Source organism: Sporosarcina sp. P37, assembly GCF_002109365.1.
Lineage (GTDB): Bacteria > Bacillota > Bacilli > Bacillales_A > Planococcaceae > Sporosarcina.
The window spans coordinates 80,496-103,212 of sequence record NZ_CP015349.1 but is presented as its reverse complement, the minus strand read 5'-3'; the positions used below and the strand labels follow the sequence as shown (position 1 = coordinate 103,212).

Annotated in this window: 24 protein-coding genes, 1 pseudogene and 1 riboswitch; of the genes and pseudogenes, 5 read left to right on the top strand and 20 right to left on the bottom strand. The window is 42.1% G+C overall.

Features of this window, described 5'->3' with window-relative positions; all coding sequences use genetic code 11:
* Positions 1–130 precede the first annotated feature (130 nt).
* The gene (locus SporoP37_RS00690; protein WP_085429963.1) at positions 131–2,692 is read right to left on the bottom strand and encodes a vitamin B12-dependent ribonucleotide reductase; all 2,562 of its coding nucleotides are present in this window, start codon (positions 2,690–2,692) and stop codon (positions 131–133) included.
* A 163-nt stretch (positions 2,693–2,855) separates the two neighbouring features.
* Positions 2,856–3,689 carry a lipoate--protein ligase family protein gene (locus SporoP37_RS00685; RefSeq protein WP_081241883.1) on the bottom strand — a complete coding sequence of 278 codons (834 nt, stop codon included), beginning with the start codon at positions 3,687–3,689 and terminating at the stop codon, positions 2,856–2,858.
* A 129-nt stretch (positions 3,690–3,818) separates the two neighbouring features.
* Here SporoP37_RS00685 and SporoP37_RS00680 point away from each other — a divergent pair, with 129 nt between their 5' ends.
* The gene (locus tag SporoP37_RS00680) at positions 3,819–4,214 is read left to right on the top strand and encodes a rhodanese-like domain-containing protein (protein ID WP_081241882.1); all 396 of its coding nucleotides are present in this window, start codon (positions 3,819–3,821) and stop codon (positions 4,212–4,214) included.
* 55 nt (positions 4,215–4,269) lie between these two features.
* Positions 4,270–5,535, top strand: coding sequence for an ATP-binding protein (locus SporoP37_RS00675; protein WP_085429962.1), 1,266 nt, complete (start codon positions 4,270–4,272; stop codon positions 5,533–5,535).
* Between the two features lie 80 nt (positions 5,536–5,615).
* On the opposite strand, the gene SporoP37_RS00670 is transcribed toward SporoP37_RS00675, so the two are convergent.
* Entirely contained in the window at positions 5,616–6,086 is a 471-nt protein-coding gene (locus SporoP37_RS00670; protein WP_085429961.1) for a peptide-methionine (S)-S-oxide reductase, read from the bottom strand.
* Positions 6,087–6,255: 169 nt separating this feature from the next.
* On the bottom strand, positions 6,256–6,804 hold the full coding sequence (locus SporoP37_RS00665; protein ID WP_085429960.1) for a DUF7010 family protein: 549 nt from the start codon (positions 6,802–6,804) through the stop codon (positions 6,256–6,258).
* Positions 6,805–7,183: 379 nt separating this feature from the next.
* On the opposite strand from SporoP37_RS00665, the gene SporoP37_RS00660 reads away from it, so the two are divergent.
* A complete protein-coding gene (locus SporoP37_RS00660; RefSeq protein ID WP_085429959.1) occupies positions 7,184–7,441 on the top strand; it encodes a hypothetical protein in 258 nt (85 codons plus the stop codon).
* Positions 7,442–7,615: 174 nt separating this feature from the next.
* A pseudogene (locus SporoP37_RS00655) lies at positions 7,616–7,882 on the top strand (catalase); the annotation flags it as partial.
* Positions 7,883–7,936: 54 nt separating this feature from the next.
* On the opposite strand, the gene SporoP37_RS00650 reads toward SporoP37_RS00655, so the two are convergent.
* From SporoP37_RS00650 to SporoP37_RS00640, 3 genes are all read right to left on the bottom strand, one after another.
* On the bottom strand, positions 7,937–8,773 hold the full coding sequence (locus tag SporoP37_RS00650) for a malate synthase (RefSeq protein WP_085429958.1): 837 nt from the start codon (positions 8,771–8,773) through the stop codon (positions 7,937–7,939).
* A 538-nt stretch (positions 8,774–9,311) separates the two neighbouring features.
* The gene (locus tag SporoP37_RS00645) at positions 9,312–10,157 is read right to left on the bottom strand and encodes a metallophosphoesterase (RefSeq protein ID WP_085431602.1); all 846 of its coding nucleotides are present in this window, start codon (positions 10,155–10,157) and stop codon (positions 9,312–9,314) included.
* Between the two features lie 88 nt (positions 10,158–10,245).
* Positions 10,246–10,602, bottom strand: coding sequence for a hypothetical protein (locus SporoP37_RS00640; protein ID WP_196796822.1), 357 nt, complete (start codon positions 10,600–10,602; stop codon positions 10,246–10,248).
* A gap of 241 nt (positions 10,603–10,843) precedes the next feature.
* Here SporoP37_RS00640 and SporoP37_RS00635 point away from each other — a divergent pair, with 241 nt between their 5' ends.
* Positions 10,844–11,656, top strand: a complete 813-nt coding sequence (locus tag SporoP37_RS00635) for a hypothetical protein (RefSeq protein WP_085429957.1) — start codon at positions 10,844–10,846, stop codon at positions 11,654–11,656.
* Between the two features lie 210 nt (positions 11,657–11,866).
* Here the strand turns inward: SporoP37_RS00635 and SporoP37_RS00630 are convergent, their stop codons facing one another.
* The 13 genes from SporoP37_RS00630 to SporoP37_RS17645 form a co-directional block, all read right to left on the bottom strand.
* The gene (locus SporoP37_RS00630; RefSeq protein WP_075528296.1) at positions 11,867–12,067 is read right to left on the bottom strand and encodes a cold-shock protein; all 201 of its coding nucleotides are present in this window, start codon (positions 12,065–12,067) and stop codon (positions 11,867–11,869) included.
* Positions 12,068–12,672: 605 nt separating this feature from the next.
* Positions 12,673–13,599, bottom strand: a complete 927-nt coding sequence (locus SporoP37_RS00625) for an alpha/beta hydrolase family protein (protein WP_085429956.1) — start codon at positions 13,597–13,599, stop codon at positions 12,673–12,675.
* Between the two features lie 265 nt (positions 13,600–13,864).
* Entirely contained in the window at positions 13,865–14,323 is a 459-nt protein-coding gene (locus tag SporoP37_RS00620) for a GNAT family N-acetyltransferase (RefSeq protein ID WP_085429955.1), read from the bottom strand.
* A 346-nt stretch (positions 14,324–14,669) separates the two neighbouring features.
* Complete coding sequence (gcvPB, locus tag SporoP37_RS00615) at positions 14,670–16,157, bottom strand: aminomethyl-transferring glycine dehydrogenase subunit GcvPB (RefSeq protein ID WP_081241872.1); 1,488 nt, start codon at positions 16,155–16,157, stop codon at positions 14,670–14,672.
* Positions 16,150–17,496, bottom strand: a complete 1,347-nt coding sequence (gene gcvPA / locus SporoP37_RS00610; RefSeq protein WP_085429954.1) for an aminomethyl-transferring glycine dehydrogenase subunit GcvPA — start codon at positions 17,494–17,496, stop codon at positions 16,150–16,152. Before gcvPA ends, gcvPB begins: the two co-directional genes overlap by 8 nt.
* A gap of 21 nt (positions 17,497–17,517) precedes the next feature.
* Positions 17,518–18,618, bottom strand: a complete 1,101-nt coding sequence (gene gcvT, locus SporoP37_RS00605) for a glycine cleavage system aminomethyltransferase GcvT (protein WP_085429953.1) — start codon at positions 18,616–18,618, stop codon at positions 17,518–17,520.
* Positions 18,619–18,782: 164 nt separating this feature from the next.
* A riboswitch (glycine riboswitch) is annotated at positions 18,783–18,875 on the bottom strand.
* Between the two features lie 134 nt (positions 18,876–19,009).
* Positions 19,010–19,516 (bottom strand): shikimate kinase, encoded by a 507-nt coding sequence (locus tag SporoP37_RS00600; RefSeq protein ID WP_081244692.1) that lies wholly within the window; start codon positions 19,514–19,516, stop codon positions 19,010–19,012.
* Positions 19,517–19,678: 162 nt separating this feature from the next.
* On the bottom strand, positions 19,679–20,113 hold the full coding sequence (comGF, locus tag SporoP37_RS00595; protein WP_158233573.1) for a competence type IV pilus minor pilin ComGF: 435 nt from the start codon (positions 20,111–20,113) through the stop codon (positions 19,679–19,681).
* Positions 20,110–20,409 (bottom strand): hypothetical protein, encoded by a 300-nt coding sequence (locus tag SporoP37_RS00590; RefSeq protein WP_085429952.1) that lies wholly within the window; start codon positions 20,407–20,409, stop codon positions 20,110–20,112. The genes comGF and SporoP37_RS00590 overlap by 4 nt, the downstream gene beginning before the upstream one ends.
* Complete coding sequence (comGD, locus tag SporoP37_RS00585; RefSeq protein ID WP_198160040.1) at positions 20,402–20,857, bottom strand: competence type IV pilus minor pilin ComGD; 456 nt, start codon at positions 20,855–20,857, stop codon at positions 20,402–20,404. Before comGD ends, SporoP37_RS00590 begins: the two co-directional genes overlap by 8 nt.
* Entirely contained in the window at positions 20,844–21,119 is a 276-nt protein-coding gene (gene comGC / locus SporoP37_RS00580; protein WP_081244691.1) for a competence type IV pilus major pilin ComGC, read from the bottom strand. The genes comGD and comGC overlap by 14 nt, the downstream gene beginning before the upstream one ends.
* Before the next feature lie 289 nt (positions 21,120–21,408).
* Positions 21,409–21,651 carry a DUF3006 family protein gene (locus SporoP37_RS00575; protein ID WP_085429951.1) on the bottom strand — a complete coding sequence of 81 codons (243 nt, stop codon included), beginning with the start codon at positions 21,649–21,651 and terminating at the stop codon, positions 21,409–21,411.
* The gene (locus SporoP37_RS17645; protein ID WP_085429950.1) at positions 21,648–22,712 is read right to left on the bottom strand and encodes an MBL fold metallo-hydrolase; all 1,065 of its coding nucleotides are present in this window, start codon (positions 22,710–22,712) and stop codon (positions 21,648–21,650) included. The genes SporoP37_RS00575 and SporoP37_RS17645 overlap by 4 nt, the downstream gene beginning before the upstream one ends.
* Positions 22,713–22,717 lie beyond the last annotated feature (5 nt).

Genomic DNA, 22,717 nt, shown 5'->3' with positions numbered 1-22,717 from the left:
TCAATTTTTATCACTGACAGTATTTGTTCAAACCTCACTGAACGAGCAGGAATATGAGTTGCATAAGCTGACGTTTCTCTATAGAAAAAACCCGGATGCAGTTCACATCCGGGGTGCAGCTGTTATTTTATTATAGTCCGCACTTCAATTGCGCCTGGCAATTCGTGCATGTATTACATCCGCCGATTTCTTCTACTGTTCCTTGTCGGCAAACCGGGCAAGTGTCGCCTACTTCTGAACCGATCGTAACATTTGTCGAACGCAATGCCTGAATCGTGTTAACGAGCACCACTTTCGGCTGGTCCGTCACTTCGACCACTTCTTCTGTATCCGGAATATTGTCTTCCGCTTTCAGGGTCAGCACTTGTGAATCACGGCTGCCGTCCACGTAAACAGTTCCGCCTTTAGCTCCGCCTTTATACAATCTTTCATACACACTTTCTACTTGCTTCACTGTATAACCGCGCGGTGCGTTGACAGTTTTTGAAATCGAGCTGTCAATCCATCGCTGAATGATGCACTGCACGTCCGCATGAGCTTCTGGTGCAAGTTCCATAGAAGAAATGAACCAGTCCGGCAAATTATCCGGATCAGCATCAGGATTAGCCTGCAAATATTCTTCTACAATTTCAGCTTTTACTTCAATGAACTTTCCAAGACGTCCGCTTCGGTAGTAAGTAAAGGAAAAGTATGGTTCTAAGCCCGTTGAAACTCCTACCATGGTTCCCGTAGATCCAGTCGGAGCAACAGTCAGTAAATGCGAGTTACGAATACCGTGCTCGAGAATCGATTCCCGAATATCTTCCGGCATACGCTTCATGAAACCGGAATTAATAAACGCCTGACGCAGCGCCATCGTTTCTTCATCCGTTTTCCCGATCAGGAACGGGAAGCTGCCCTTTTCTTTCGCCAATTCAATCGACTCGCGGTAAGCCGTTGTCGCGATAGTTTCAAATACTTCGTCCACTAATTGATTGCCTTCAGGTGAGCCATACGTTTTTTCACAATAGATATGAAGATCAGCAAGCCCCATTACCCCAAGACCTACACGGCGTTCACCAAGGGCTTGTACTTTGTTTTCCTCGAGGAAGTACGGTGTGGAATCGATGACATTATCTTGCATGCGCACACCTGTCCGTACCGTTTCTTTTAACTTTTCAAAGTTAACAGTCTTCGTATCTCTGTCTGCCATTTCAGCCAGATTGACAGCAGCCAAATTACAGACAGAATATGGTGCAAGCGGTTGTTCACCACACGGATTCGTCGCTACAACTTGCTGTCCGTACGCCTTCGCATTCGTTTCATCATTTGCATTATCAATGAAGAAAATGCCTGGTTCAGCTGAATATGTGGCACAGATATTGATTAAATCCCACAGCGCGCGGGCTTTAATAGTGCGGTAGACACGGACTTCATGCCCCTGGCGTTCCCATTCGCGCACATCGCCGACTTCATGCCACTGTTCATTATAATAAGCCATTTCTTCAGGCGAATAATTTTCGACAGCTGGGAATCGCAAATCATAATCCGCGTTTTCTTCCACTGCTTTCATGAAATCATCTGTCAATGTCACGGAAATATTTGCACCTGTCAGGAATTCAGGATTATGAACCGTATACGTTCCGCCGTCCTGCAGTTTCAATTCCGCATCGCGAATAATCGCTGCATTAAAACCGCCTTGGCCCGGGATATGTTTATAATTCGTAATCCCCTGATACATCGCTTCTTCTTGTGCTGTCAATGGCTTGAAATTCAATTTCTCATATGCCAGCTTCTTGATCGTTTCGTCTTCCGTGTTTTCGATCAAATAACGCAAAATTCGCGGATTTTGCATCTTGGAGATGATAAATTCACAAATATCCGGATGCCAGTCTGCCAGCATAATCATTTGCGCTCCGCGTCTTGAACCGCCCTGCTCAACCAAATGGGTCAGCTTCGCGATATCGTCAAGCCATGAAACCGAACCTGATGATTTACCGTTGACTCCGCGCGCCAGTGTGTTGCGAGGACGTAATGTAGAACCATTCGTTCCTACTCCGCCGCCGCGGCTCATAATCTCCATCACTTGCTTGCGGTGATCGGAAATCCCTTCGCGTGAATCCGGTACGAACGGCATGACGTAACAGTTAAAGAATGTAACATCCGTATCCGATCCCGCTCCGTACAGCACGCGTCCTGCCGGAATGAAGTTCAATGCCTTCAGCTGATCGTAAAACATCTCATACGACTGTTTTTTTCTGTCGTCCGTCTTCTCGACAGAAGCAAGTCCAGTCGCATTTCGTTTTGCGATCTGCTCATAGAACACCTCTAGCGGCTTTTCAAGCACATCGAGCGGACGGGTAACGATTCCTTTTTGCTGCTCGTCCATATCATCGATCGAAGAACGGTACTCTTCTTCAATCCAGATATCCGCCTTTCCATTTTCTGCATCAAGTTTCGTAATATAACCAAGTCCGCGCGCCGGAAATTTCGGATCTTCTCTTACCGTCAGAACAACGAAGTCCCCTTCTTTTAGCGTCTTCTTTTCCATATCTTTAAATGAATAACGGTCAATCATGACTAAACGGGAAACCCCGCTGTGTGTCAGTTTCATATCGTCTGTAATCGGGTGCACTTGAGGGAACTTCGCAATGTCCTCATTCAGCTGCTGCTTGTCGAGCAGCGGCTCGCCTCGTTTCGACATCGTAACCATATAACATCCTCCTTCTACCACATCAAACACAATATATAGTGTTTGTCTTACTGAATAATCTACTACATATTGAATGTTTTATCAATCGTCCGTTTTCGTCAAAAATCCTGAAAGACTGATGCAACAATATTTCACCAAAAAAAATAAAACCAAAGCACCAATTTTATTTTTTGAAATTCCAGTGATCATTCGCATACTTTTCATTCTCAATCTGGTGCACCAGAGCGAGCTGTTCATCAGTCAGTTCAAGCGGTTCCAATATGATATCAAGCGACTCTTCAAACCCTTTTGAAAAGGCTTGTTTGCATTCATCCATTGAAATATCGCGGTCAGTTAACCGGTCAATCGCAATCGCCCGGTCCGGCAAGGTTCTGCGGACACGTTCTTTTAATGCAGGAGATGAATACGTGAAGATAGATGTCAATTTATCGACATCCAGACTCATTAAAATCGCACCATGCTGCAAAATTACACCTTTTTGACGTGTTTGTGCACTGCCGGCGACCTTTTTGCCTTCGACGACCAGTTCATACCAGCTCGGAGCATCAAAACAGACACCGCTTTTCGGGCTTCGCAGCTGCTCGGTTACGTCCTTGTCAGGAATCGAAAACTCTGCCTGCAGTCCAAGGTTGCGGAACCCATGCAGCAGCCCCCCGGAAATTACACGGTACGCTTCGGTCACCGTCTCAGGCATATTCGGATATTTCTCACTGACAATGACACTGTATGTAAGCTCATGTTCATGAAGGACACCTCGGCCGCCTGTCGGTCTGCGGACGAATCCAAGTCCTAATTCTTTCACTTTCTCCATATCGATATCTTTTTCAATACGCTGAAAATACCCGATCGATAGCGTAGCGGGCTCCCATTCATAAAATCGCAGTACCGGACCGATTTCTCCTCGGCTATGTAAATCAAGAAGCGCTTCATCCAGCGCCATGTTGAAGGAAGGACTGCATTTTCCCGAGTCAACGTAATGCCAAACAGCTTTTGTCATATTCATTCTCCTTCGTCTGTCATACTGAACTAATAGTATAGGAAATCGTGAACGAAAAAAACAATAACGCTTTTCATTTTAGCATTACGATTGAACTGATGCCAGATAATCTTTATAATAGAGATATTGATGAAGGGGGAAGTTTTTTTGAGTTATTATATTTTAGGGGCAGCTGTGCTCGCGGTCATCTTGTATTTTGTCATTACTTACATACGTGTCGGAAAAGCATTGACTACTTTAACGCAAGAAGAATTTATAAAGGGTTACCGCAAAGCACAATTAATCGATGTGCGTGAGCCGAAAGATTTTGAAGCCGGACATATTTTGGGCGCCCGCAATATTCCATTCACACAGTTTACACAGCGTTATAAAGAAATTCGTCCTGACAAGCCCGTCTATCTTTATGATCAGAACACCAGCCGCACCGGACGTGCTGCATTGTTTTTGAAGAAAAAGGGCTGTACGGAAATTTATCAGCTCCGCGGCGGATTCAAGCAGTGGTCAGGTAAGATCAAAACAAAATAATTTACATAGATCCTCCTTTTAGGGGGATCTACTTATTTATAAGGAGTGTTACACAATGAAGCCATCGTTTTTAATTCCTCTCCATTCGTCACAATACGAAAAGCTTACGCATTATCAGTATTACGGTGTTGTCATTGAGGCGATACTCGAAACCCTGCAGGAACGGTCTCCGGCTGATTGGCAAATAATCCAAGTCGATGAATTCTCTTCATACACGGAAACCATGCTGCCAGAACTGATTCACCGCAAACAACTGCCGTACGAGTCACTTTGTCATATTTATCCCACTCTGCCAACAGAAAAAATCCAGCAAGATGAAACAGTGAATGCGTTTGCCCTGCGAAATGCAGAAACCATCGACAATCAGCTGATTTTCTTTCCGCAGCACCGAATTGCTGTGGCCAATATCAGTTACTATGTCGCAACAGGTTCCACCTGGTCTGAACATACTGTGTTCGCTCCGTCTGCTGCACATGTTAAAAAGTTCATTGAAGCATTAAATGAACTGCAGCGGGAAGCGATGAAAACGAATATTACGTATTTGGTGGACACTGAAGAAGGTATGGAGAAAAAGACATATGCAGCCGGGACACAAATCAATCGATCAGACGTCCTGCTCGATGAAAAATTGAAAAATGACCTATTTCGTTCAATTGATGAATTTTTCCGGGATGGCGGAGCATTTTTCAAAGAGTACGGCTTGCCGTATAAGCGCGGTATCCTGCTGTATGGCTCGCCCGGTAATGGCAAGACGACGCTCGTCCGTTCCATTACAGGCACAACTGATGCACCTGTTGTATACTGGCAAATCACAGAATTTACCGGCAGCCATTCGGTGCAAGAAGTATTTAACACGGTGGAACGCCTTGCCCCTGCCATTCTTGTTATCGAAGACATGGATTCCATGCCTGAACATATGAGAAGCACATTTCTCAATATCCTGGACGGCGTACATGTCCGTGACGGCTTATTTATCATTGGAACGACTAATTACCCCGAACGCATCGATCCGGCCCTGATCAATCGCGCAGGTCGTTTTGACAGCACATATGAAATCAAGTCCCCGACGGAAGAAGTACGGAAGCAATATATGGAAAAACTGGACCGCAAACAGATTCTGTCAGCTGAACAAATTACAGATATTGCCCGGGAAACAAAAGGGCTTTCCGTTTCACAGCTGAATGAGCTGTATATGTCAATTGCACTCACCTATCACTATGAAGCGGTGATTCAATACAAAGATCGTATCCGCCAGCTGCAAAAACAGCATAGACAAACCACAAGGAACGACTGGGAAACGGATTCGCCAATCGGTTATTAAAACACAGAAAAGAGGCCGCACCGTAAAAAGGCAGCCTCTTTTCCAATGTATTAAATGTATACACAGATTCATTGGACCATTCACTTATACTTGGTCAGAATGTCTTCCGGAATATGACAATAATCATCCGGACACTTGTCTAACCTGTTCTGATGCTCTTCTGCACTTCTCACATAATTTGTTAAAGGAAGTACTTCCACCATAATTTTGTCATAGTCATTTCTGCTGCGCAAAAAGACTTTCGCCTCTTGGAGATGTTCGGGCTTTTCACTATAAATCCCGGTTCTGTATTTTACTCCGACATCCTGTCCCTGTTTATTCAAACTGTACGGATCAATGATTTCAAATAAATACTCCATTAAATCTGTTATCGTCATGACGGATGGATCAAATTCCGTTTTTACGCACTCAGCGTATCCATCATACTCCCCTTCAAGTGTATGACCCGTTCCGTTCGCTCTTCCCGCTTCTGTAACTTGGACTCCGGGCAACGTTTTGATAAAAGCCTGTACTCCCCATAAACACCCTCCGGCAACATATACCTCTTCCATATCTCCTGTCCTCCCATCTGCAAAGCAAATTTATTTGTTCCAATCAGTTTGAAGCGCGGGCACAAAGATCAGCAATACACTATATTTCACAGATTGTTTATAGAAAACCGCATTGCCTGATTCCATCCTGTACTGCTGTCTGAGTGCGCAAAGGACAAGACACTGTAAATCACATTCTTTTCTTTGCCGCCCTGAAATCCAGATAAAGAGAAATGACTAACATCAATAATAACACTGTCATGAAGAAAGGCAGCAGCCATAAATGATCCGGAGCTGCATACAGCCCCAAAAACATCATACTCATCGCAATAATGGGTGCCGCGTAATAATAAGGTTTGGCATTATAAAACCAGCCATACGGGAAAAAGTGAGCGCCGGTTATGACAGCAAATATCATAATTGCATCGTACGGGCTTTTTATCATAGCCCAAAACAGAATCGGGAAGTAGATAATCTGCGCCAAGTTTAAAAATAGCCCCAAAACCCCTAACTCGTGATCATCAAATTTCCAATCAGCATTCAGTAATTTGGACAGAGCCAAAGACAGCGGAAACATCAAACCTGTCGAAAACATCATAAATATGTTTTTCTGGCTCATTTCAATCGGCTGCAAAAATATAACGGTAATGATTGACCAGATGACAACGGCAGACAATAAGAACGCGATCCCATTCTTTCCTCTTATCGAAATATCATTTCTGGCTTCAAACAAATTCAAAGAACACCACCACTTTCCCATATATTTCCCACAACACGAAAGACCAGAGTAATAAACTTCCGGGAGCTGCTCTTTTAACATGTAATAGAAACATTGTAATAGAGTATATCATGACAGTTACAATTTATTTACCATACTGCTGGATGAATCTGCTCTGCAGCCTCCTTGCAATTTATGTTCACTATATTTCTTTATTTTAGTTTACGGGTGTTTTTTCTATCCTATTAAAACGATTTCATGCAAATATAAACAAGTATTCAGCGCAGCTGCATTATAAATCAGTATCTATATCCAGGGTGCCAGCTTTTACCGCTTACATGATTTTGTTGCATGTCACATATAAATGGAACACTCAATAACTGACAGAGGTTGTGAAATAATGGATAACATTCAGACAGATAAAAATTTTGAATCAGCAGAAATTTATGCAGCTAAACTGGAGTTTTTGGGCAGTGTGCTGTCCATAGCAGGTGAATCTCTTCAAATAGCGGCCGCAATTACACTGCAGGAATTGGAAAATGAAAAGAAGAACAAACGAAAAGCGCAAAAACAATCCGAACGAACAATTCAATTCGAACTAATACAGAAACAAATTGATGACTTAACTAAAAGGGTGGAAAAGTTAGAGCGGAAATAGGTGTCAAGTCCATTTTACTGTGTAAAAGTGCAGGTGCATTCACCTTATTAGACGATCTTCATAATTATGCAGCTGCTCTTCACTTCTTGACTCCATCGTATTTTCCATTTCTCTGTTTGTGCTATTTTACAGAAACTCCACATACAGTATGGATGAGCTAATCCCATAATAAATGGAGAAAAAACGTTCGTAAAGTTTCATTGCAAACCTGTACTTGGAGTACATTCACTCGTTTGGGATGAGGAACAGAAAATCGCTGGGAAGGATGCAGACTTTCAGCGCAGGGATTTGTGGGAATGAATCGAAAATGGCTATTTTGCTAAATATGAATTTGGCTTACAGTTGATTGCGGAAGAAGATGAGTTCATGATTGACTTTGATATTTTTGACGCGCCAAAACTATGGCCCGAAGAGATTGTCTCTTTGAAAATCATCGATAAAAAGAGCGCCACTCTGCGGGAGAGTGGTGCTCTTTTTCTTATCTACGCATAAAGTTTATTGTATAGCACCGCTTGCTTCAGGAATATTGTCTACATCCAAAGCATTCAGTTTGCAGAAGTATTCCAGAAAATCTTCTGCTTCCTTGACCTCATCTTCATCCGTTCGTAATGCTATGATATCTTTTAGCATCTGAGCAGTCCATACATTGTCAAAGTAACGGAATTTGCCTGAATTCCATGAAGTTCGATGAGGGTAGTTTTTATTTACGTAATACTTCCAGAAGAGCATTTTCTCAGCTTCCTGTTCTGTTAGCTGAATTCTGAAATCTTCATGATATGGCACTAGCCCATCATCGCCTATCGTGCCGGTAAATATGTCATTTACCATGAAGAGACCGACGATCCGTCTTTCTGTTTCCTCTTGATCTGAATTTCGCACAGTCAGAACACCTGCACTGTTCGGACGCAAACGGGTTACCGGGTTTGGCCGTCCTTTATTTTTTCCGCTTTGAATACTGCCGGTCGATATTTGCCAGTCGTTAAACAGGTTAGATTGCTCCTCTTCATCCAGCCAAAAAACAATTTGTGAGCTTACATGAATTTTGTTGTTCTTAAGTATATCTCTTCGCTGCTGTTCAAGTAACCGGATCTTTTTTTCTTCTTTGCGCTTCTTTTCAAGCACCGCTTCTTCCGCTCTCTTTTTTAAGAAAACTTCCTCTAAAGATTTAGCGATCGTTTGATCATTTAGTGTAATGAAATTGTCGAAAGCATCAGGATAAACGAACTTTTTAAGAACGTTATTAAAATCTACGACAATCACCGAGTCCTCGTGTTCGACAATACTTCCTTCACCAAACACGTTGTGTGTTATTCCTTCATTAATTAAATTCATCAGACATCTCCCTTTACATAAATTCGTTAACTGCTCTGAAAATGAAAAAACGCACTCCATTCCTTGCTGGAATAAGTTGCGCGGAACTGCTGATTGCACCCTTAATTATTATTGTATATTGATTATACCATATAATCTGAAATTTTTCAAATTTATGATTGACATTGAGCATTTGTTTATCGTACAATATAGGATTTTCGATTTCTATATGTGTGTATGACACTCGTGATTTATTGAGATAATCAAGCCATTTCTGGAAATCAAAATCTATTAGGCTAAAATTTCATCAGACACTGTATGGGAGCTTAACTGGCAGATGAAATATTTTCAACCAGCCTTATCCTTCACCGGAATTTCGTTCATATGAAAGTTTTCATTTTCCAGCGTAATGAAGCAGTAAAAAAATCGACGCTGCCGTCAGCGCCGATTTGAGTCTTTATACATTACTCCTTACTGCTTACAGTAAATAATGAAATCATCTTACTATCCAACTGTCTTTGCCTTCAGCGAGATCAGCAGATTGGATGACTATATGTGCTTACTCGTCCGCAGCCTCCAATGTTACTGCGACAATCTCAGGACGATTGAATACTCTCAACGGTATAATGCTGTTGCCGAGTCCCCTTCCAACCATCATCACTGTATGATTCAGCACATATTCACCGGCAGTATAAACGGGCAGCACTCCTTGATTTGGCGCAATCAGACCGCCGACAAAAGGAAGTCTGATTTGTCCCCCATGTGCATGACCGGAAAATACTAGATCAAAATCAGACTCCGCGTAAAGCGGCAGCAGCTCGGGACGATGTGCTAACAAAATTGTAAAAGTATCTGTTGTCATTTCTTCTGCCAGTGTTTTTATATCTTCCATGGCTATTTCCCGTTCCGATACACCATTGACACCGTGCGCCGGGTCATCAATACCCGCAATATGGATGTTATCATCCCCCATTGCCAGCGCAGACTGCTCATTACGTAAAACATGCACGCCAATAGTATTCAATGAACGTTCCAATGAATTGAATGTCCCAGACCACCATTCGTGATTTCCTGTCACATAGTATACAGGAGCAACTTTCGTCAGCTCTTTCATTAACAGCAGCCCTGCTTCATCCCCCGTCCTGTTGGAATCGATGAGATCACCGGTATAAACTATGATGTCCGGATCAAACATTGTGACTTTCCGGACTATTCTTTGCTGATTCTTCCCAAAGCTTTTATTGTGAAGATCGGTCAAATGGATAATCTTGAACTGATCAAAACTGGCAGGCAGGTTTGCAGAACGGATCTCTGTCTTGCTCATGGTAAGTGAATTATTTTGAAACCAGAAAAAATAGCTGATTGTTATAATCCCAAGCACACTATAGAGAAGTCTTTTCTTCATTTCCATATCAATTCCTATCCGGAAGCTGTAATAGATTGTTTCTGTAAACCCTTATACATAAAATCCTTTGTTTGCTTTTGGCAAACGTTTATTGGAAGCGGTTCTTCAAAGATTCGACGGACAGGTTAATTGCAGTTAAACGGCGCTCATTTAATGTTTTTTGAGAACTGCCATCCTTTGCCTTAACTAGTTGTTTTTCAATAGACGGAACAATGCCCTGCAAAGTTTTTATAGAAGTTAACATGATTTCATCGTCACAAATAAACTCCTCCGCGTTCCAATCGCACCTAAGGCTTTCTAACCCGGTTTTCACAGCGTCCCTTCTCATTTTTACAAGAGCCGTATTTGATCCCTTTTCTGTCATGCTTTCATACGCAGTTGAAAGCTTATGCAAAGTCGACTCTAACGATCTGATGTACAAATCTTGGAATTCTTGGCTTATCACCTTCTTATGCCACCTTTCTTCTTTATGCTGATTAATAATTTTTCAAATCCTTCAGCTGCTATTAGCATATTTATTCAATTTGATAGTGCATAGAATTCCGGGTAGTAAACTATATAAAATTTAGAGATTTCATGAGGTAAAAGAATGTTTGTCTAACACATCACTAGGTGTTCATACAAACAGGTCTTTCGCATTTGAATATGATAGGTTCTATTGAAAATTATAATAGGAGTGATTCCTTGTGGGTGAAAAACGGAAATCAAAAAAAGGAAATAAGTGCAAATGCTGTTGTAAATGCTGCCGTGAATGTCATAAACCTCAACCTCCAGAAATAGATGATGATCCTATTTCTTTACCAATAACACCAGAACAAGGTCCGACTGATACAGCTGGCCAACTTTTTTCATTTGTTGCTGTTCAAGCTTATTATTTACCTGGTGCCGAAACAACCAGAAACGGGAACGATCGTTTTGGAGAAGATATGACGAATGTGTCTCAGATTTGGGGGTTTCCTATCATAGCAATTCCTGGCGGGCCTGTACAACTTACAGATACAGATCTAGGCGCCGATTTTTCACTGCCATCAAACTTGGGTAATTTGAACTCCGACAATCCCAGCTTCAGAAGATTACAGCAAATCCATGCAGATAGATTTCCAAACACCACAAAAATAATTGCAGTATGGTATGCACCGTTTTCAGAACAAACATCAGGAATAGCTGGTAGAGCTTTTAGTAATATAGATTTAACTAATCAAAATACAGCTTCCCGATTATTTAATCATATTGTAATCTGTAATTTCCCAAATGACTCATTTAATACTTCGCTCTTAAAACATGAACTCGGACATATCTTCTTTGGTACAGCAACTATAGAAACGCCCGGATCAGATAGACTTATTCCCGTGAATAATAATTGTGATCCTTCCTCCCCAAACTGTTCTAATACTCATAGTGCTCAGGCGGGGAATCTAATGGAACCAACACCAGGCAATAAAACCTCTTTAACTCTTGAGCAACGTCAAAAAGCAGGTTCTACTTTTTTAACTCTATAAGAGATGTCTCTTGCAGATTGTTGGATTTTACTGAGTTGCTTTGAACTTCTCATTAAATCAGTTCCAAAAGAATATTAATATTCCTTATCTCTGCGGCTCGCTGAGTCTTAGGGTCCGTCCCAATTTAATCATGCGAGAATTACCAAAGGATATAACATAAATTACGATAAAAAAAAGACCCTAGATGCAGGGTCTTTTTTAAAGCCGTTATTAAGCTTTTTGAACGTTTGCAGCTTGTAGGCCGCGCTGTCCTTCTTCAATTTCAAATGTTACGCTTTGACCTTCGTCTAAAGATTTGAAACCTTCACTTTGAATAGCTGAGAAGTGTACGAATACGTCCTCTCCTGCTTCACGTTCGATAAATCCAAAACCTTTTTCTGCGTTGAACCACTTAACTGTACCTTGTTCCATTATTATTGCCTCCTAGTACGGATATCCGTACAATATGTTACTATTTTTGCTCAAATACCTTAGACGAAAAACAAAACCTCTTCTTTAGCTGAACAGAACAAAAATAACTCTTCCTTAGTATAACAGACCTGTGATGAAATAGATAGTGGATTAATTGACTAATACTGTGGATGCAGCTATTTAATTCCGTCATTACTTAAAAACTCATTATCATACAGCGTTTATCCGTACTTGCCGCACTGAAAAAAGCACAAAAATTTTTTATTAAATCACTCATTAGATGGAATTAGTTCATTTATTGCTATAATCAGGATGAATACTGCGGCAGTGTTCATTTCCTGTGGTCTTTTATGGATAGACAGTTCAGCCCCGCAGCCGCCGCAGTGATGATAATTTCCTGATAGTATTCTTACCTAGGATTTGAGAAATCTGCTGGAGCATCGTTATCTCCTTCTTATATGTTGTGTAAAATCTCATAAATACCATATCCTAGAAATACATTACCCACCTTTCATAAATATAAGCATGCAGTCTGTAATCCCGTATTTCAGCAGCCTTAAACCCCTTCAGCAAGGTCGTTTAGTAATACTGTGCTTACATATTTTTCATAACGAATGAATCCAATCAGAAATATCATGTATTACTTGCTGATCGATATGCTGCGCCACTTTATACTCTTTTTTCGCTTTTCGTATGTCCCCATACACAGATGGCATAAACGCATGGTTCAAATTGGGATACAGTTTATACGTAACAGTTGGTTTGTCACCCAATATTTTTTTATAACCAGTAAAGTCTTTTTCCACTGATACGTGAAAATCCTTTTCCCCTTGCATGATAAATATGGGCTTATGTAATGCAAGAAGATAGTCAGCAGATGGATGGTCACCCATTTCTTTTAAATAGTAGGCCTTCACATGCTTTCCTAAAACCGGAGTTGATTTTGCTTCTTCATCACTCAAATCAGAGATGTTCTCCAGCTTTGACGACAATGCCGCTATTTGTTTTTTTGCAATTGCTTTCAAAAATTTATTCAAAGAATTTAAAACATCATTATTTTGATCCATTAAAATTTCTTCCAACCGGCGGGGAGTCCCGGCCATTATAATGATGCCGGCGAAATTTCCGCCTTCTGCATCGATTCGCGGCGCCAGCATTCCTCCTAAACTGTGACCGATAATAAATATTTTGTCTGAATCAATACGTGAATCCTTTCGCAGCAAATCAGCGGCAAGAATTGCATCTTCTATCGTTTCTTCTTTTACTGACAGTGAACGATTTTTTCTCATTTCTTTGCCATATACGTATGTCCTTTTATCATAACGCAGCACTGCAATCCCTTTTTCAGACAACCCTTCTGCCAGGTCTTTAAAAGGATGTACTTTACCAATTTTTTCATCCATATTGCTTGGACCGGAACCATGAACCAATACAACTGCAGGCACCAATTCATTTGCTCCATCCGGAATCGTTAATATACCATTTAGCGGGTATTTTGTTTCAGCACCTACCACTATTCTTTCGTCAGCCATTATATCTCCTCCTTAAAATTAGACTCTATGTGTCTGACGGGGACCTATTAAAAAACGCTTATATACCAACCGATCTCGTTAGCTCTATACATAGCAGGATAGTACAGACAGCATCCAGCATAGGCAGCTTCTCTCTTTCGGCATATTATCCATAGAAAGATACCCTCAGCCGCCACCCCAGCCCCTATTAGAAAAAATATACCGATTCGCCAGGACTCATCCGTAACCACCCCATTCAAAGCCTTTTATAATTCGGCGGCATGCTTTATCTGGTGAGTTCCTTACTAAAATGAGTAAGGGATAGATTTTCTGCAACTGTTTTTTCCCCTGTTTTAGAAAAACCATTTTTTATATAGAAATTCACGGCTGGTGTATTTTTAGTCCCTGTGGATACCAGAATCGATGTAATTTCTTTCTCATTGCACTCTGCAAAGTCCAGCAGTTTTTGGGCAATTCCCTTCCTGAAATGTGCCGGATGTACGATTAAACGCTGTATTTCCATTACTTCCCCGTCCGTTTGTATGGATATCACTCCGCATAATTCACCATTTGTATAATAGCCATAGAAAGTCTCCCCGCTTTGCTGCAGAGAATGAGCGGTGTCTTGCAAAGGCGGCAGATCAAAGCAGCCAATTAATTCCGCCTCCGCCAGGTAAGAAGGGAGCTGAACAGCTAATACGTCTTCCGCACAATTATTAGCGTTTATATCCAATTTATGAATCACAGCTTTACCTCCAGTTTGAATGATGCAAGAACATTAAAAGGCTGCAGTCGTATTTCAATTAGCAGTTTGTCCAGTTCAAAATAGCAATGCAGAAAGAAGTAATGCCAGCAAAGCAGTTTCTCCGCAGCACTCCCCCGCTTCTAGTTTAACTAAAATTGCATGCAGATTCAGGAATCAAACATCGGATCATGTTTCAGATAAATATGATGAACGACTGATTTAAATATACCACGAATAACCAATAACCCTTTACTGAAATTCAAATTTTCTGCCGATTATTTTAAGCAAGTAAACAAAAAAAGCACCGCTGTAAAATTCAGCGGTGCTGCTTACTTTCCTATTCCTGTCAGCGTACAGTTTCTGCTACTGCTGCAGCTTCTTTTGTGTAACGCAATACCGGTTTACGCGCTGCCTGCGTTTCATCCAGACGGCCGATCACTGTTGTATGCGGTGCTTCCTGAACGATTTCCGGATTTTCTTCTACTTCTTTCGCAATCTGGATCATTGCTTCTATGAAGTTATCCAATGTTTCTTTTGATTCCGTTTCTGTCGGTTCGATCATCATTCCCTCTTCAACATTTAACGGGAAGTAAATCGTTGGCGGATGATAGCCGAAATCCAGAAGTCGCTTCGCCATATCCAGCGTACGCACGCCCAGTTTCTTCTGGCGGCGGCCCGATAAGACAAATTCGTGTTTACAGTGCTGTGTATACGGAAGGTCGAAATAAGGCTCCAGACGACGCATCATATAGTTGGCATTTAACACTGCGTATTCTGTTACTGCTTTCAAACCATCCGGCCCCATGGAACGAATATACGTGTAAGCACGCAGATAAATACCGAAGTTGCCGTAGTATGGTTTGACGCGCCCGATAGACTGCGGTACGTCGTAATTCAATACGAAACGATCGTCCACTTTTTCGATGACCGGCTTCGGCATAAATGCGGCCAATTCATTTGTTACACCCACTGGACCTGAACCTGGACCGCCGCCGCCGTGAGGGCCGGTAAACGTCTTGTGCAAGTTCAAGTGCACAGCGTCAAAGCCCATGTCGCCAGGCCGTGCTTTAGACATAACCGCATTCAGGTTGGCGCCGTCATAATACAGCTTTCCGCCAACGCCGTGAACAACAGCGGCCATTTCCAGAATCTCTTCCTCAAAAAGCCCAAGTGTGTTCGGGTTCGTTAACATCAATGCTGCTGTATCAGGTCCGACTTTTGATTTTAAGTCTTCGAGGTCTACTAAACCATGCTCATTCGATTTTACCGTCACGGTATCAAATCCAGCTACTGTGGCAGATGCAGGGTTTGTACCGTGTGCTGAGTCAGGAACCAATACTTTAGTGCGCCCTGTATCACCGTTTGCTTCATGGAATGCACGGATCATCATTAATGCTGTCCACTCACCATGCGCACCTGCTGCGGGCTGCAATGTAACTTGCGGCATGCCTGTAATTTCAGCTAAATGTTCCTGCAAATCATATGCCACTTCAAGCGCACCCTGTACAGTCGATTCATCCTGCAGCGGGTGAACGCGTGCGAATCCAGGGAAGCGTGCAACCGCTTCATTGATTTTCGGATTGTATTTCATCGTACAAGAGCCGAGTGGATAAAATCCTGTGTCGACGCCATGGTTACGATTGGACAATGCTGTATAGTGGCGCATAATATCCAATTCGGATACTTCCGGCAGCTCGGCATCTTCTGTTCGAATCAGCCCCTGCGGCAAAATGGACGCAACGTCTACTTCCGGCACATCTAATTCAGGCAAACTGTAGCCGATACGTCCAGGCTTGGATAATTCAAAAATGAGTGATTGATTTTCGTTATGCATGGATAGCCTCCAATTCTTGCACGTATGCATCGATTTCTTCTTTCGTACGTTGTTCTGTAACGGCAATCAGCGCGTGATTAGCCAGATTTTCATCGACAAGACTTAGATCATACCCGCCGATAATGCCGCGTTCCAGCAAACGCTTATTTACCTCTTTGACAGGTTCTTTGCAATCTACTACGAGTTCATTGAAATGAGCAGAACCGAACTTCACGTCAAATCCGGCTTTTTCAAATGCCTGTTTTGCATATGCTGTCTTCGCAAGGTTCTGATACGCGATTTCTTTAATTCCTTCTTTTCCGAGAGCTGTCATCGCAACAGATGCCGCAAGAGCATTCAATGCCTGATTGGAACAAATATTGGATGTCGCTTTATCACGGCGAATATGCTGCTCGCGCGCCTGCAATGTCAATACGTAGCCTCTGCGGCCCTGATCGTCATTCGTTTCCCCGACCAAACGGCCCGGAACTTTACGCATCAACTTTTTCGATACTGCGAAATAACCACAATGCGGTCCGCCGAATGATTCTGCAATGCCAAGCGGCTGTGCATCTCCAACTGTAATATCCGCACCAAGTGCTCCTGGCGGCGTCAGTATTCCTAATGCAAGCGGATTTGCCGATACGATAGACAGCGCACCGTTTTCATGGGCAATATCACTGATCGCCTGAAGATCTTCCACTTGTCCAAAGAAGTTTGGATATTGAACAAGCACGCCTGCTGTCCCGTCATCAATTAACTCTTTTAATTGATCGATATCTGTGACGCCGTCTTTATGAGGAATTGTCACAACTTCGATAGACTGACCGTCAGCATAAGACTTCACAACTGCCTGTGACTCAGAATGAACTGCAGCTGATACAAGCAATTTCTTACGGCGTGTATGTCCGGCAGCAAGTGTACCTGCTTCTGCAAGTGATGTCCCGCCGTCATACATAGAAGAGTTCGCAAGTTCCATTCCTGTCAGTTCGCAAATCATTGTCTGGAATTCAAAAATCGCCTGCAATTCACCCTGTGAAATTTCCGGCTGGTACGGAGTGTACGCTGTGTAAAATTCGGAACGCGAGATTACATGATCTACGATAACCGGACGATAGTGGTCATATACACCTGCCCCCAAGAAAGAAGCATAATCTTGCGCGTTGACATTTTTCGCAGCCAAACGGGCAAGTTCTTTCAATAAAGAGGTTTCCGATTTCGCCGGCTTGATGTTATATTCACCCGTGAAACGTACTTTTTCAGGAATATCGGAAAATAGTTCATCGATGGACGACACACCAATTGTGTCGAGCATGTCTTTCTTGTCTTGCTCCGTCATAGGAAGATAACGATGCTTCATAATTGTTTTACCCCTTTTCACTTATGATCTTTTATAGAAAGGTGTTGCAATAACTTTTGCTTTCAGACGTTTTGAGCGGATTTCCACTTCAACCTCTGTACCAGGCTCTGTAAAATCAGCAGACAATAGCGCAAAGCCGATGTTCTTCTTTAATGTAGGAGACTGTGTGCCAGTTGTGACTTCGCCAATTTCGCGGTCGCCCGAAAATACTTTATATCCGGTACGCGGAATCCCTTTATCAATCATTTCGAGCCCGACCAGCTTACGCTCCACACCTTGTTCTTTTTGCTTGATTAATACATCTTTACCAATGAAATCTTCTTCTTTATTCACTTTCACGACAAAACCAAGACCTGCCTCGAGTGGAGAAATATCTTCTCTCAGCTCTTGACCGTATAATGGCAAGCCGGCTTCAAAACGCAATGTATCCCGTGCACCGAGACCGGCCGGCACTGCACCGTCCGCTTCACCCGCCTGCAAAATCTTTGACCACAAATTCTGGATCGCGGCAGGGGCACCGTAGATTTCAAATCCATCTTCACCCGTATAGCCTGTACGTGAAACGAGCACATCTTCCCCGCCTACCTGAACATGATCTTTGAAGCGGAAGAACTTAATTTCTTCCAGTGGCTCATCTGTTAATTTTTGCAATACTTGCTCTGCCAAAGGTCCTTGCAATGCAAGTAACGCATAATTGGAAGACTGATTGTCGATGACAACATTTTCCGACTTCTGCTTTTCCATCCAAGCCACGTCTTTTTCGATATTAGATGCATTTACCACGAGTAAATAGCGCTCATCCTCTAATTTGTAAATTAAGAAGTCATCGATCGTGCCACCCTGCTCATTACACATGACCGTATACTGCGCCTGGCCGATTTTCAGTTTTGAAACATCATTTGTTACGAGCTTCTGCAAATAATCCAGCGCACCGCTGCCGCTGACAAATACTTCCCCCATATGAGAAACGTCAAAGAGGCCTGCTTTCGTACGAACGGCTTCGTGTTCTGCTTTAATACTTGAAAACTGCACAGGCAATTCCCAGCCGCCAAAATCGATCGTCTTGCCTCCATACTTTTTATAACTTTCAAATAATGGTGTCCGTAATAATTGATTCGTCAAACTGTTTCCTCCTTTTTGTTCTGATCAAAAATTGATCAGCGTATAGGTCATCAAAAAAAGGACAGGGGTCTCCTAATAAAAGAGAACCCCTGTCCTTTTGCCTGAAAGCTTTACAGTTTCCATACTTTCTTCGGCCGCTGATTGCTCAGCACTCTCCAGAGATGCGTCATGTATGCGTTTTGTTACCTGAGAGATTCATAACATTTGTTACTTGCTCCTTCGGCGGCGCCTAATGCGCGCTCTCCCCATACAATCATTCGCATTATTAAATTACTTTTTTCTTCACTGATATCTTAACATTTAATTTTAGTAAGCGCAATCTATTTATTAAGAACGCTAAAAAACGAATGATTTATGAGAAATAAATATAATCATTCGTTTTTACGCTCAGTTATTTGTATCTTTCGATTTGAAAGATAATATATTCTGCAATATCCGTCAATGATTTGCCAGTAGTTTCTACCGTGAAATGTGATGCCTGCAAATACTTCGGCTTACGTTTCTTGTAAAGTGTTTCAAGCTGCTGCCGCGAGGATTGCTGTACGATCGGGCGGTTAACATCAGTCGATATTCTTCGCCAAATATCACGGAATGAAGCATTAAGGAAAAAGACGATGCCGGTTTCTCTCATCAGACGAATATTTTCTTCTTTTACCGCGACGCCGCCGCCAGTCGCCACGATACAATACTCTTCCGGAAACTTCTCCAAAAACTCTGTTTCGAGTTGCCGAAAATATAATTCCCCATACTGTTCAAAGATTTCAGGAATCGTCATATTCATTTGTTCTGTAATTTCATGGTCCATATCATAGAACGGGATATCCGTCAGCGTATGCAGCCGCTTGCCGATTGCGCTTTTCCCGCATCCCATGAACCCCACCAAGTAGATTCTTTTCATTTTCATCCATCCCGTTTCATTAATTTAACTGCTTCCTGCTCATAATAGTTTTCGAGCCAGTCGTATATCTTGTAGATACTATCATGCCATGAAACGAGGGAGAAAAGAAAGAGACTTACCAAAAATAATAATACAATGGCGAAAAGAAATGAACCTCCCCTCTCATTCCGAATTTTTCCCAATCGCAAATGTCCTTTCTTTACGGACACCATTCAACATGACAACAACGATATGCAGCTGATCATCTAAAACGGTAAAGTTGCAGTTTTTTACATTCATCAGCAGCGGTACATGCCCTGCACCGTCGACCAGTTTGCGCAGCATCTTGTCATAATGTTGTATGGTAATCCTTCCTCTTTCCGTGCGGAATGCAAAACTTGTTTTTGTCGGCTCAGTTATCGACTCCACTTCTTTTAATAATTCTTGAAGTTCCAAAGAAAATAATTCCCATTCACCAAGCAGTTCTTCCTGATATACTTTTTCCACCGGTGCCTGCCAGTAGAAAAACAGTACAGTCATCTGAATAATGACAGAGAAAATAAGTAAGTGAATAATACTTTCCACAAGCGAAAACCCTTTGTCATTCAGCCCCTTCATAATTTCACACATTTACTGGCCGCGGCATGAAGCACTTCGTAAGCTACACAGATCTGGCCTGGATCCACAGACCAGTCATAATGGATCTCTTCATACGTTCTGCGGCCGGATGTTCGCCCGCTTGTTTTGAAGTGAATAGCGGCCTGATAACTTGTCTCTGCCGCAATCATAGCCTGTTTTTTTGCGGAGATGGAAGACGTCATAGTTGAAGCCATCGGTAACAGCGAACCGTAAATTATTATAACGATCAGTAAAGCCAGCATTGCTTCAGGCCAGGATTGCCCTTTTTCATCCACTGACGATCATCCTCCCTCTTTCCAGCTGAAACGTTATGGACATTTTCCCTCTGCTTTTTGTGTAAAAGATCATTTTACCCGTCTTCTGCAAGTAACCTGTTCCGGCGAAATCCAATTGCCGAAACGCTATAGAAGAACCCAGATACATGCCTGGCGGGAAATCACCTTCTAAAATAACTTCCGATTCACCTGTAAATACTTTGTATGTTGTACCGCCGTTTTCAAATTTCAGAGTTACTCTTTCCCGATGCGTAATCGCATATAATTGTGCCTTATGAACAGTTGTCATAAACTGCTCTAACGCATCATCTTCACTGATTTTTTGCAGACGTTTTTCACTGAAAGGTAAAATAACCGCCGCCAAAATCATGACAATGGAAAGAACCAATAATAGCTCAAGGAACGTGAACCCCAGCTGGTTCCTGATTATACGATTATCCTCCTCCATTTGAAGCTGAAACTTTTCCTTCCGCGTCAATTGCGATTGCACTGCCATTAGGACACGCAGGACTTTCCGGCAGATAACCGCCTTCCGTCAATTTAGTAATTGTCGGTATTTCTTTCTTATCCATTTTATATGCCTGAACCTGTCCTTCGACCATTTTCACGTAGGCGTCACAACCTTTGTCGTCTATTGATTTCGAGTGTTTCGTTACATTCGGAATGGCTATTAAAATCAACACGGTGATGATCAGCAGCACGATCATCATTTAAAACTACTTTTACTGTAGTTTTCAGTACACACAAAAGCTTGATTTAAAGAGGTATAAATCACTTCCTTTGTCTATTTTCTTTGCTACGTTTGTCTGTCCTTGTATATTTCCGTGGTTTTTATGTGAGTTGACCACTTAAAAAGACCACATTCCGTAGTATTAAAATGTGGTCCCCCGAAAAAAGACCACATCTGATTAAGAACCTTCTATATAATGTACCGTTTTTCTAATGCGTCCAAAAATTAAAACAGCCACCTTCTCAATAGAGTCGGCGGCTGTTTTCACATCATTTTTTATTCTTCAGTTTTTCTAATAAATTGTTCACTTTTTCACGAGTGATATGTGTTTCATCAATCAACAGTTCAATTCTGTATTGCTGTTCTTCTGAGCTGATAGAGACTATATCGCCCTCATGAAAGATTTCATCTACTTGATCAACCTGTATCAGGAGTTGATTCTCCTCTTCAGGATATTCTAAAAATACGTATTTTCCTTCTTCAATTCTGTCCAGTGTATACTTTTTGCTCATCGCTCACACGCCCATCCATCTTTATCTCGGTCCATCTCGGACTGATATGCAGGGTGCCCCTTAGATACACCGTTAGGATAAACTTTGCGCAACTCTGTGCAGTTCTTGAAATTAGTCTGAGTCACAGGCTTTGTAACCGGTTTAGGAGGGACTGGCTTTGGTTTGACTGGTGTCGGTTTTGCTACCGGTTTAGATGGTTTAGGCTTCGCAACAGGAGTGGATCCCTTGCCGCAACTATTTGCTACCGAGTGCTTTACACCATTAGTCGTCACCGTGATATTGCAGTGAATAGGTGTTTTGTAAGTCTTCGCTCCAACATTTTTCAAACGCGCTTCGATAGCGGCATGTGGGTGTCCGTAGCTATTCTTTTTGCCATAGCTTAGTATTGCTACACTTGGCTTGACATTGCTGATAAATGCAGCTGAACTACTCGTTTTGGATCCGTGATGACCATTTTTAAGAACTGTAGCTTTGACATCATATTTCGATCTAATATAATCCTCTGTAACAGTATCAGCGTCACCCATAAGCAAGAACGACACTTTATTATAAGTAATTTTCAAAACGATTGATGCAGCATTGCTGTCTTTTCCTTTTTCATCTGCAAATAGTACACGTGTAATTAATTGTGGATCAAGTGCCAACTTGTCCAATTCCTTTGCAACTGTAAACTTAATATTCTTTTTGTCGATTAGCGTCAACAGATTATAGTATGTTTGTGATGTATGTACATATCCAGAGTCAACAAAGTTGGTTACCGGGAACGCATTTAGTACAGCTTCCAGTCCACCGATGTGATCTGCGTCTGGATGTGTCGCTACTACGTAATCCAAACGTTTAACGCCTTTTTCTTTCAAAAACGAAACGACTTTACTTCCAGCAGCCTTAGGACCACCATCTACTAACATGTTTTTACCGTTCGGAGATTGGATTAATACTGCATCTCCCTGACCCACATCAATAAAGTGGACCTTTAATTCTTTTGCGGCCGCATCTGTAGAGATGGGCAGTAGACTGATGGCTAGCACCATAGTCATGAAAATCATTGTTAATTTCTTCATTTCAA